The following is a 12,885-nucleotide window of genomic DNA, read 5'->3' on the forward strand; positions in this document are numbered from 1 at the left end:
ACAAGCATTACGTCAGCGCCGGCGGCCTGGTGTTTGCCATGTTTGTGCAGCGTACCGGCACCTTGGGCAGCACAGCGCCTACGGCAACCAACTACTTCCACCACGACCACCTGGGCAGCATGGTGGCGGTCAGTGACGAAAACGGCGCCGTGATTGAACGCATGGCGTTTGACCCCTGGGGCAAGCGGCGTTTCGTCAACGGCACGCCGGACGTGCTGGACTCCATCGTCGGCTTCAACACCGATCGGGGTTACACGATGCATGAGCATCTGGACGAGATGGGGGTGATTCACATGAACGGGCGCATTTATGACCCGCTGATTGGGCGGTTCATGAGTGCTGATCCTTTCATTCAGGATCCGAGCAACCTGCAGAGCTACAACCGATATACCTATGTCTCGAATAACCCGTTGGCGCTTACGGATCCCAGTGGCTACTTCAGCTTCAAGAGCTTCTTTAAGGCGATCATTACTCACCACATAGCGCCTACCCCGAAGAATCTCTTCAATCTCGTCGCTTCACAGCCGGGGCAGAAGCAGGTTGACAACTACATCATGACCCACAAGTGGGCCTATGCGGTGGGACAGGCTGTGGCTACGATCTATGGGGGCCCGGCTGGTGCGGCAGCATTCTCCTCGTATTACACCTATCAAGGCACAGGGTCCATGACTGCGGCTTTTAAAGCCGGAGCAACCACCTACGCGACGACATATGCTTTGAGTTACGTAAAGGGCGCTGATTGGGGGATCGTGCCGACAGTTATTGCGAACGCCACAGTTGGGGGTGTATCTGCAAGCCTCCAAGGAGGTTCCTTTAAGGAGGGATTTAAATCTGCATTCGTTCTCTCAGTTGTAAGTGAAGTTTACAAGTATGCAAGCAAGGCCACAGATGCTTCGAAACTAAAGGCATGCGAAACTGGCGCGGCCTGCATGAGAAACCGCTGGGGAGAGCTTCTCACGGACGGAAGCCGGGATGTGGACTACACCGAGAACCCCCTTAAAGAGGGCAATTGGTTTACCAAGACTGGCATGGCGGGGGAGGGTTCTGGGCAGCATCTCTATTCAGAAAACAGCTACCTGGGTAGGTTTGTAAACGCGGTCTCCAAACTGCACGACTTCCAAAATAGCTGGTCTTACAGCCCAGATACCGGGTGGTATATGAGCCGCGGTGCTACCTTCGACACTTTGTTTCAAGCATACAGTTTTGCGGGAATGTTGCCAGCTGCAGTCGGTACTGGGGTGGCATTGGCTGCCGATCATCCAGCCACTTATCTCTACTTCAGCAGTAAGCGACGCCACTAATGGGCAAAGTAAACCGATCATGTTTTCACATGCTCATTGCGATACTTCCTGTAGTAGGCGTCGGCTGTAACTGGGGTGCACCCCCGACAGAAAAGTCTGGACCAATACGTCAAGTGAATGCAACCGAATTCATGTTTAGCTTTAAGCGCAGCGACGTAGATCGGGTTGGGCTACATCGTCGTGTCGCTATACAAAATTATTTGAAGGAAAAGATGCTGATTCCAAGTCAATGTCCCCAAGGCATTACCGTGTTGCGCGATGGAGATCAGGAAAACGGTAACGGTTGGGCGATATTTATTTGCTCGAAGAAGTCATGAGTTTTTTGTAAATAACGATCCAAACGCAGCGCCCCAAGTTTGAGATTCAAATATGGAAAGGCAACGATAGGAGCCGGACTTGGCCCCCTTCCGTTGCTGCGAACTGACTTGAAGGTCAAACTCCGCATCGCGGGCAGTGCTGTGCAATGCAGGGGAAGGGGTCAGGTCTCCCATCTTGCATGGCTGATGTCTTCTACCAGGGTGGCCACAGCCAGGCTGCAATAGCATTGGCTATTGGTGTGTCGTGGTCAACGATAAGTCGGATGATCTTGGGCTTTCAAAGAGGGCCAACCCCGGCAAGTTCTTCCTCCGGATCCAGCACTCGAAGCGGCTTTGACGTCGGCCATTTTTCTGAAAGAATCCACGGCCAGTCTGGAGTGCGGGCGATGAAACCCCCTTGGGTAGCTTCGTGATAAAAATAGTCACTTCGCCCTTCACTACGGCAATACTTTGCTATCAAATACGTAGTAAACAGGAGCCCTCATGAGCTACATGCTGCTAGTCCACGAACCCATAGGCCAAAGGCAGGCCCGAGGCTGTTTCTTCAACGACAAAACGTTATGAAATACCACCTGCCTTTGGTAGCATCGTCTCAAACAAAATTTCGGCGTGACTATAAATAACAGGGCGGAGGGCGCGATGAGGCATCTATATAAGCAGGCACTGCTGGGCGCCGTGTTGTGCGCGGCAGCGTGCGGTACGTCCTTTGCCCAGACCACAGTCGCAGGTACCACGCCCGGCCAGTTCAGCGTCAACGAGTCCGGCGCAGCCACGTATTCCATCCCCATCCAGGTACCGCCCGGCGTGGCCGGCATGCAACCCCAGCTCTCGCTGGAATACAACAGCCAGAGTGGCAATGGCTTGCTGGGCATGGGCTGGAGTCTGAGCGGCTTGAGTGCCATTACCCGTTGCCCCAGAACCATGGCCCAGGACGGTGTACGCGGGGGTGTCGGCTACGACATGAACGACCGCTTCTGCCTGGACGGGCAAAGGCTGATCCTGGTCAGCGGAACTTATGGCGCAGCCAACTCCGAGTACCGCACCGAGCGCGAGAGCTTCAGCAAGATCACCGCTTACGGCAGTGCGGGCAATGGTCCGGCTTACTTCACCATGCAGACCAAGGCTGGCCTGACGATGGAGCTGGGCAATACGGCCGATTCGAAGATTGAAGCGCAAGGTAAACCCACGGTAAGGGTTTGGGCGCTCAACCGCGTCCAAGACGTCAAGAGCAATTTCATGACGTTCAGCTACGCCGAGGACAGCGCTAATGGGGACTTTTACCCCCTTCGAATTGACTATGCGGGCAATGCCAGCATAGGGCAGGTGCCTGCGAACTCAGTGCAGCTTGTGCCAACCGCCACGGCCAGGCTGGACGTACAGACGGCCTATCAGGCGGGAGCGCTGATCAAGACCTCCAAGCGGCTGGGCAACATCCAGACCTACACCGGAACAACGCTGGTTAGTGACTATCGGTTGGAGTATCTGGTGCAGGCTAGTGCGGTTGAGAGAAGCAAAATTGCGTCAGTTGTTGGATGTGACAGTGTCGGCGACTGCTTACCTGCAACCAGGTTGGAATGGACGAGCGAGTCAGGGGCAAGTTATGTTCAAGGCAATTATCAGGCGCCTGGCAACGCACTTGTTTGGCAAAACGGATATTGCCAAACTTTTGTAGTTGATGTCGATGGTGATGGTCGTGCAGACCTGGTTCAAGTTGCCAATGCCACTTACGACGCCCAAGTACTGCTGTCCGATGGCAATGGCTCCTTCGTTCGCGCGTGGCAGTCAGCCAGCAATGTTGGACCATTTTGGCGTGCATCGTATGGAGCAACGATCCCGGTGGATGTAAATGGCGACGGCCGCACAGACTTTATACAAATTGCCAATGCTTATGCGCAGGCTCAGGTATTGATCGCGCAGCCCGATGGGAGTTACGTGCAAGGGAGTTATCAAGCGCCAGGTACTGGGCCTGATTGGAGCCCCGCAGGTCCTATGTGGAGCATTGGATTCGCAAGCACTTTTATTGCAGATGTAAACGGAGACGGCCTTGCGGATGTTGTGCAAGTTGTCAATGCAACTTACGACGCTCAAGTACTGCTGTCCAATGGCAATGGCTCCTTCGTTCGCGCGTGGCAGTCGGCCAGCAATGTTGGACCATTTTGGCGTGCGTCGTATGGAGCAACGATCCCGGTAGATGTAAATGGCGACGGCCGCACAGACTTTGTACAAATTGCTGATGCATATGAGCAGGCTCAGGTATTGATTGCGCAGCCCGATGGGAGTTATGTGCAAGGGAGTTATCAGGCGCCGACTGCACTACCTTTTTGGAGAAATAACTATGCCCGCACTTTTTCGGGGAATTTTCGAGGTCTTGAAAAGGCCGATTTAGTACAAATTGCAAATGACTACAGTCAAGCACAAACGCTATTTGCCGGTACTTTGTCGGTGCAGTCAGATTTGGTAAGGTCGACTGTGAATGGCGGAGGAGCTAGCTTCGCTCCGAACTACGCCCCGCTAACCAATAGTGCGATTTACACCAAAGACAGCGGTCCGAACGCAGCGGTGTACCCCAAAGTCGACCTGCAGTACCCGCAATACGTCGTCAGCACGGTAAGCACCAGCAACGGAGTAGGCGGCGTCAACACTGTGGAGTACAGCTACGGCGGCCTCAAAGCAGAGCAGGGCACAGGCCGAGGCTCCCTGGGCTTTCGCTGGATGAAATCAAAGAGCGTAGCCAACAACATCGAAAGCTACACCGAGTTCAACCAGAACCACCCCTTCACCGGCACGGTCGCCAAAAACGAAACCCGCCTGGCTGGCTCCGGCAACGCCGGCCTGCTCAAACGCACCACCAACACTTATGCCCAAAGCCCAGGCTCCGCCGGTGCCAGCGTCTTTGTGTACCCCAGCCAGAGCGTGGAAGAAAGCTGGGACTTGAGCGGCACCCCGTACCCCAGCAGCAGCACCAGCTACGTGTACGGACAAAACCCCCAGTACGGCGACCCGACCCAGATCACGGTGAGCAACAGCGAAGGCTCCAGCAAGACCACGGTCAATGAATACTGGCCAGCCAACACCGGCAGCGGCAACTGGATACTGGGCCGGCTCAAGAAGGCCAGTGTTACCAGCGTCAAGCCGTAAAAGAAAACAAACCTAGAAGCATGAGTAAAGAAGCAGGGCAAGGAAATGAATAAAAGATACAGCCGCGTGTTGACGGGAATCGCTCTGAGCCTCGGCGCAGCGCTGGTGGCAGGATCAGTCCTAGCCCAGACCACCGTCGCCGGCACCACACCGGGCCAGTTCAGCGTCAACGAGTCCGGCGCAGCCACCTACTCCATCCCCATCCAGGTGCCACCCGGTGTGGCCGGCATGCAACCCCAGCTCTTCCTGGAATACAACAGCCAAAGTGGGAATGGTTTGCTGGGCATGGGTTGGAGCCTGAGCGGCTTGAGTGCCATTACCCGCTGCCCCAGAACCATGGCCCAGGACGGTGTGCGTGGTGGCGTCAACTACGACATGAACGATCGCTTCTGCCTGGATGGCCAAAGGCTCCTGCTGATTTCCGGCACGGAAGGAGTAGCGGGAGCCGAATACCGCACCGAGCGCGAGAGCTTCAGCAAAATCACCGCCCACGGCAGTGCCGGCAATGGCCCGGCCTACTTCATCGTGAAGACCAAGGCAGGGCTCACTATGGAGTACGGCAACACCGCAGACTCCCGGATCGAAGCGCAGGGCAAGGCCCATGCCAGGCTCTGGGGCGTCAACAAGATCATCGACGTCAGGGGAAACTACCTCACCGCCGTTTATGTGGAAGACAACGCCAATGGCCAGTACTACACCAGCCGGGTGGACTACACGGGCAGCACCACAAGTGGCAGCTCTCCCGCCAACTCAATCCAGTTGCTGTACGAAACACGGCCTGACGTTGCCCCGATGTACCACGCGGGCAGTCTGCTCAAGAACACAGTCAGGATGACCAAAGTTCAAACCTACATTGGAACAACGCTGGTCAAGGAATATAGGCTCAGCTTCGATAACAGCGGGGCAGTCGGTTCTTCACGCCTGACGGGTATTGCAGAGTGTGGCGGCGATGGTGTGTGCCTGCAAGGGACAACGCCTGGCTGGCTGGCTGGGGGTGATGGGACTTTTGATTCCCGGATAATTTCTTCTGCAGATACCCACTTTGCCGGACATCGGCTTGTCACGGGAGATATCAATGGTGATGGCAGGCTGGACCTGATGTACATCACCGACGGGTCAAACGATCCCAATGGAAACCCCACACGCAAAGGGGAACACCGCAGTGTGTTTTTGGGTCTGGGTGACGGAACTTTTGCTCCCCGCGTGATTACTGCCGCCGATACGCATTTCGACTGGCACGAGTTGGTCACCGGGGATATCAATGGTGACGGCAAGCTCGACATCCTCTACATCACCGATGGAACTTTTCCCTATGGAAATGCTTCTGGCAAGGGCCAGCAGCGCAGTGTCTTCCTGGGCGTGGGCGACGGGACTTTCGGTCCCCGGATAATTTCTTCTGCAGATACCCACTTTGCCGGACATCGGCTTGTCACGGGAGATATCAATGGTGATGGCAGGCTGGACCTGATGTACATCACCGACGGGTCAAACGATCCCAATGGAAACCCCACACGCAAAGGGGAACACCGCAGTGTGTTTTTGGGTCTGGGTGACGGAACTTTTGCTCCCCGCGTGATTACTGCCGCCGATACGCATTTCGACTGGCACGATCTGGTCACCGGGGATATCAATGGTGATGGCAAGCTCGACATCCTTTACATCACCGATGGAACATTTCCCTATGGAAATATGTCGGGCAAGGGTCAACAACGCAGTGTCTTCCTGGGCGTGGGCGATGGGACTTTCGGTCCTCGTGTCATTTCATCGGCTGACACTCACTTTGGTTGGCATGAGCTGGTGACTGGGGATGTAAACGGGGATGGCAAGCTCGACATCCTCTACATCACCGATGGGACTTTCCCCCATGGAAATATGTCGGGCAAGGGTCAGCAACGCAGTGCCTTCCTGGGTCTGGGCGACGGGACTTTCAGTCCCCGGATAATCTCTTCTGCCGACACCCATTTTGGCTGGCATGATCAGGTTCCTGGGGATTTCAACGGTGATGGCAAGCTCGACATCCTTTACATCACCGATGGAACATTTCCGTATGGCGGTGACTCGGGTAAGGGTCAGCAGCGTAGTTTGTTTCTGGGTCTTGGCGATGGGAATTTTGCACCCAGGATAATTTCATCTGCAGATACGCACTTTGGCTGGCATGAGTTGGTGATGGGAGACGTCAACGGTGATGGCAAGCTCGATGTCGCCTACATCACCGATGGGACTTTTCCTTATGGAAATGCTTCCGGCAGAGGCCAGCAGCGCAGCACCTTTTTTGGAACGCCCATATCAGGTTCACCCGACTCCATGATTTCGGTGACCTCAGGTCAAGGCGCCACAACTTCGTTGAATTACAAACCTTTGCCGGACAACGCGGTCTACACCCGGGACGCAAGCCCGAACGCTGCGGTGTACCCAAAGATAGATCTTCAGTACCCGCAATACGTTGTGAGCACGGTCAGTACCAGCAATGGTGTGGGCGGCGTCAACACCGTTCAGTACAACTACGGCGGCCTGAAGGCAGAGCAGGGCACAGGAAGAGGCCTGCTCGGCTTTCGCTGGATGAAATCAAAGAGCGTAGCCAACAACATCGAAAGCTACACCGAGTTCAACCAGAACCACCCCTTCACCGGAACAGTCGCCAAAAACGAAACCCGGCTGGCCGGCTCCGGCAACGCCGGCTTGCTCAAGCGCACCACCAACACTTATGCCCAGAGCCCGGGCTCTGCTGGCACCAGCGTCTTCGTGTACCCCAGCCAGAGCGTAGAAGAAAGCTGGGACCTGAGCGGCACCCCGTACCCCAACGCCACGACCAGCTACGTGTACGGCCAGAGCCCGCAATACGGTGACCCGACCCAGATCACGGTGAGCAACAGCGAAGGCTCCAGCAAAACGACAGTCAATGAGTACTGGCCAGCCAACACCGGCAGCGGCAACTGGATACTGGGCCGGCTCAAGAAGGCCAGCGTGACCAGCGTCAAACCGTAAGCGACAGCACGGACCAACAACACAAGAACTAAAAGTGCAAGTAAAGAGGAGGGCGAGGAAATGAAGAACAGATACAGCCGCATTCTGGCGGGTGTGGCACTGAGCCTCAGCGCAGCGCTAATGACAGGATCAGTTCTGGCCCAGACCACAGTCGCCGGCACCACCCCTGGCCAGTTCAGCGTCAACGAGTCCGGCGCAGCCACGTATTCCATCCCCATCCAGGTACCGCCCGGCGTGGCCGGCATGCAACCCCAGCTCTTCCTGGAATACAACAGCCAAAGTGGCAATGGTTTGCTGGGCATGGGCTGGGGCATCTCGGGCTTGTCGGCGATTACCCGCTGCCCCAGAACCCGGGCCACAGACGGTGTCATGGGCGGAGTCAACTTTGATGCCAATGATCGCTTTTGCCTGGATGGCCAACGACTCATCCTGAGCACGGGCACCGTCTACGGCGCCGCAGGCACTGAATACCGCACGGAGATAGAGAGCTTTAACAAGATCACCGCCAACGGCACAGCGGGCAACGGTCCGGCATCGTTTACCGTCAAGACCAAAAGTGGCTTGACGGTGGAGTACGGCAACACCCCTGACTCCGCCATAGAAGCCATCAAGGCGTCGGGCAGCAGTGCCACCTGGCCCAACACAAGCATCCGGGTTTGGGCCCAGAACAAGGTGACAGACGTCAAGGGCAACTACCTGATGGTGAGCTATGACGAAGATACGCTCAATGGAGCGTACTACCCGCTACGCATGGACTACACGGGCAATTCGACATCTGTGCCTGCATTGGTGCCCAGCGCCTCGGTGCAATTTGTTGCGAGCGCGGTTGCCAGATTGGATGTGAAAACTGGGTACCAGGCCGGGGCGATGGTAAAGAGCGTCAAGCGGATTGGCAATATCAAGACGTTCAGTGGGGCTACCTTGGTGAAAGACTATCGGTTGGCTTATGTGGCGCAGGCAAGTGCGACTGATACGAGCACGGTAGAAGCTCTAACAGAGTGTGCTGGCGACAGCATTTGTATGCCCAGATTAAATGTCCAATGGGGGCGGTCGGTTGTTTCATTTGGCCCAACCATGGCGTCAGGCTATTGGTGTGGGGGGCCGGTTCAATTTGCCGATTTCAATGGCGATGGCCTGGCCGATCGCTTTTGCCACGAAACCAATAATACGAACCATGTAAGTTTGTCAAATGGAGATGGCACCTTTGGCCCAACCGTGGCGTCAGGCTATTGGTGTGGGGGGCCGGTTCAATTTGCCGATTTCAATGGCGATGGCTTGGCCGATCGCTTTTGCCACGAAACCAATAATACGAACCACGTAAGTTTGTCAAATGGAGATGGCACCTTTGGCCCAACCGTGGCGTCAGGCTATTGGTGTGGGGGGCCGGTTCAATTTGCCGATTTCAATGGCGATGGCCTGGCCGATCGCTTTTGCCACGAAACCAATAATACGAACCACGTAAGTTTGTCTAGTGGGGGAAGGCTCTTTGTATCTACCCTGTCATCAGAGGTAGGGCTTACGCGTACTTTAGCAATTGCCCACACCCCACTAACCACCCCGACCGTCTACACCAAAGACACAGCCCCCAACGCCTCCGTCTACCCCAAGGTAAACCTACAAATGCCGATGTACGTAGTCAGCTCGGTATCCACTAGCAACGGCGTAGGCGGCATCAACACCGTTCAGTACAGCTACGGCGGCTTAAAAGCAGAGCAGGGCACAGGCAGAGGTTCACTCGGCTTTCGCTGGATGAAATCCAAAAGCGTGGCCAACAACATCGAAAGCTACACCGAGTTCAACCAGAACCACCCCTTCACCGGAACGGTGGCCAGAAACGAAACCCGCCTAGCCGGCTCCGGCAACGCCGGCCTGCTCAAACGAACAACCAACACCTATGCCCAAAGCCCAGGCTCTGCTGGCACCAGCGTCTTTGTGTACCCCAGCCAGAGCGTAGAAGAAAGCTGGGACCTGAGCGGCACCCCGTACCCTAGCAGCAGCACCAGCTACGTCTACGGTCAAAACCCCCAGTACGGTGACCCGACCCAGATCACGGTAAGCAACAGCGAAGGCTCAAGCAAAACCACGGCCAACGAGTACTGGCCGGTTGACAGCAACAACTGGATATTGGGCCGGCTCAAGAAAGCCACGGTTACCAGCGTCAAGCCGTAAAAGAAAACAAACATACAAGCATGAGTAAAGAGGGAGGGCGACAAAATGAATAACAGATACAGCCGCGTATTGCTGGGAATTATTCTGAGTCTCAGCACAGCGCTGATGGCAGGACCAGTCTTGGCCCAGACCACCGTAGCAGGCACCACTCCCGGGCAGTTCAGCGTTAACGAGTCAGGTGCAGCAACGTACTCCATCCCCATCCAGGTGCCCCCCGGTGTGGCCGGCATGCAACCCCAGCTTTCATTGGAATACAACAGCCAGAGTGGCAATGGCTTGCTGGGCATGGGCTGGAGTCTGAGCGGCTTGAGTGCCATTACCCGTTGCCCCAGAACCATGGCCCAGGACGGTGCGCGCGGTGGTGTGAACTACGACATGAATGACCGCTTTTGCCTGGATGGACAAAGGCTGGTATTGGTCAGCGGAACTTATGGCGCAGCAAACTCCGAGTACCGCACCGAGCGCGAGAGCTTCAGCAAGATCATCGCTTACGGCACGGCAGGCAACGGCCCGGCCTACTTCACCATGCAGACCAAGGCTGGCCTGACCATGGAGCTGGGGAACACGGCAGACTCCCAGATTGAGGCGCAGGGGAAGCCCACCGTGCGGGTCTGGGCGCTTAACCGCGTTCAGGACGTCAAGACCAACTTCATGACGTTCGGCTATTACGAAAGCGCTGACAGCAGTGTGTATGCGCCCCTCACTATCAGCTATGGAGGGAATACAGTCAGCTTTGAATATGACACAGCAAGATTTGATAAAAGTCCTGGCTATGTGTCGGGTAGTCTGGTGCAGACGGATAGACGCGTGACCAGTATCAAAACCAATGCAGGTGGAGTTGAGGGGAAAGTCTATCGGGCTGTTTATGAAAGCAGCCTGGCAACGCAGCGCTCTCGCTTGCTAAGCGTTGCGGAGTGCTACGGGTCGACGGAAAGTATTTGCTTTCCCGCAACCAACATTTCATACGGGTCGACCCCTTCCCTCAGACTAAGTGCGCCGCAGTACACTCCGCCCGTCGTCCTGGAGTCTCACCATAACAACAGCAATCTGAACCATAAGAATGGCGTGCAGTTCATCGACCTCAATGGTGATGGCTTGCTGGACATCGTGCAGAACATCTGGGCAGTGGGCAGCAGCTACACCGGTGCCTGGTTCAATACCGGTTCAGGTTGGACAGGTGCACCGCAGTACGCTTTACCCGTTGCTCTCGCCGTGCAGCAAAACGATAGCAACCTCAATCACAGCAACGGGGTGCGGTTCATCGACCTCAATGGTGACGGCTTGTTAGACATCGTGCAGAACATCTGGGCTGTTGGCAGCAACTACACCGGCGCCTGGCTCAATACCGGCTCAGGTTGGGTAAGTGCACCGCAATATATTCCTCCGGTTGTTCTCGAGGCTCACCATAACAACGGCAACCTGAACCATAAGAATGGTGTGCAGTTCATCGACCTCAATGGTGATGGTCTGCTGGACATCGTGCAAAACATCTGGGCCGTCGGCAGCAACTACACCGGTGCCTGGCTCAATACCGGCGCGGGGTGGGTAAGTGCGCCGCAATATATTCCTCCTGTTGTTCTCGAGGCTCACCATAACAACGGCAACCTGAATCATAAGAATGGTGTGCAGTTCATCGACCTCAATGGTGATGGTCTGCTGGATATCGTGCAAAACATCTGGGCCGTCGGCAGCAACTACACCGGTGCCTGGCTCAATACCGGCGCGGGGTGGGTAAGTGCGCCGCAATATATTCCTCCTGTTGTTCTAGAGACCCATCACAACGACAGCAATCTCAATCATCGCAATGGTGTCCAGCTCATTGATCTCAACGGCGACGGCTTGCTAGACATCGTGCAAAACATCTGGGCCGTCGGCAGCAACTACACCGGCGCCTGGCTCAATACCGGCGCGGGGTGGGTAAGTGCGCCGCAATATATTCCTCCTGTTGTTCTCGAGACCCACCATAACAATGGCAATCTGAATCATAAAAATGGGGTGCAGTTCATTGACCTCAATGGTGATGGTCTGCTGGATATCGTGCAAAACATCTGGGCCGTCGGCAGCAACTACACCGGCGCCTGGCTCAATACCGGGGCCGGGTGGGTAAGTGCGCCGCAATATATTCCTCCAGTTGTTCTAGAGGCCCATCACAACGATAGCAATCTGAATCATCGCAATGGTGTCCAGCTCATTGATCTCAACGGCGACGGCTTGCTAGACATCGTGCAGAACATCTGGGCTGTTGGCAGCTCTTATTTCGGGGCCTGGGTAACTCCTAAAACGAGTGTCGATGTAGTTTTGTCCATCGCCAATGGCCTGAGTCCTGTGGTCTCCATTTCTCATAATCCAATTACCGACGCCAGCATTTACACAAAAGACAGCGGTACTGATAAGGCGGCCTATCCGAAAATGGATCTGCAGTTCCCTCGTCTTGTTGTTTCTTCAGTCGCAAGCAGCAACGGAGTCGGCGGCGTCAACACGGTTCAGTACAGCTACGGCGGCCTGAAAGCAGAGCAGGGCACAGGCCGAGGCTCTCTCGGCTTTCGCTGGATGAAATCAAAGAGCGTCGCCAACAACATCGAAAGCTACACCGAGTTCAACCAGAACCATCCCTTCACCGGAACAGTCACCAAAAACGAAACCCGCCTGGCCGGCTCCGGCAACGCCGGCCTGCTCAAACGCACCACCAACACCTATGCCCAGAGCCCGGGCTCCGCAGGAGCCAGCGTCTTTGTGTACCCCAGCCAGAGCGTCGAAGAAAGCTGGGACTTGAGTGGCAGCCCATACCCCGGCAGCAGCACCAGCTATGTCTACGGTCAAAACCCCCAGTACGGCGACCCGACCCAGATCACGGTGAGCAACAGCGAAGGCTCCAGCAAGACCACGGTCAACGAATACTGGCCGGTTGACAGCAACAACTGGATCTTGGGCCGGCTCAAGAAGGCCACTGTCACAAGTGTGAAACCAAATTAGAG

At 55.7% G+C, this 12,885-nt stretch carries 5 protein-coding genes; all 5 read left to right on the forward strand.

Annotation, left to right across the window (positions count from 1 at the left end; genetic code table 11):
* Positions 1-1,301, forward strand: a 1,301-nt coding sequence (locus tag B0B52_RS13520) for an RHS repeat domain-containing protein (RefSeq protein ID WP_305790770.1), incomplete at its 5' end; no start/stop codon positions are given.
* A 956-nt stretch (positions 1,302-2,257) separates the two neighbouring features.
* A complete protein-coding gene (locus B0B52_RS13525) occupies positions 2,258-4,756 on the forward strand; it encodes an FG-GAP-like repeat-containing protein (protein ID WP_077594183.1) in 2,499 nt (832 codons plus the stop codon).
* A gap of 45 nt (positions 4,757-4,801) precedes the next feature.
* Complete coding sequence (locus tag B0B52_RS13530; protein WP_077594184.1) at positions 4,802-7,741, forward strand: FG-GAP-like repeat-containing protein; 2,940 nt, start codon at positions 4,802-4,804, stop codon at positions 7,739-7,741.
* 60 nt (positions 7,742-7,801) lie between these two features.
* Positions 7,802-9,910 (forward strand): FG-GAP-like repeat-containing protein, encoded by a 2,109-nt coding sequence (locus B0B52_RS13535; RefSeq protein ID WP_077594185.1) that lies wholly within the window; start codon positions 7,802-7,804, stop codon positions 9,908-9,910.
* Positions 9,911-9,955: 45 nt separating this feature from the next.
* Positions 9,956-12,883, forward strand: coding sequence for an FG-GAP-like repeat-containing protein (locus tag B0B52_RS13540; RefSeq protein WP_077594186.1), 2,928 nt, complete (start codon positions 9,956-9,958; stop codon positions 12,881-12,883).
* Positions 12,884-12,885: the final 2 nt, after the last annotated feature.

This window comes from Polaromonas sp. A23 (assembly GCF_002001015.1).
Classification (GTDB): domain Bacteria; phylum Pseudomonadota; class Gammaproteobacteria; order Burkholderiales; family Burkholderiaceae_C; genus Polaromonas.

Bases quoted from the DNA above. Each gene is read 5' to 3' on its own strand.
- B0B52_RS13535 (WP_077594185.1), top strand. From the start codon at position 7,802: ATGAAGAACAGATACAGCCGCATTCTGGCGGGTGTGGCACTGAGCCTC.
- B0B52_RS13530 (WP_077594184.1), top strand. From the start codon at position 4,802: ATGAATAAAAGATACAGCCGCGTGTTGACGGGAATCGCTCTGAGCCTC.
- B0B52_RS13525 (WP_077594183.1), top strand. From the start codon at position 2,258: ATGAGGCATCTATATAAGCAGGCACTGCTGGGCGCCGTGTTGTGCGCG.
- B0B52_RS13540 (WP_077594186.1), top strand. From the start codon at position 9,956: ATGAATAACAGATACAGCCGCGTATTGCTGGGAATTATTCTGAGTCTC.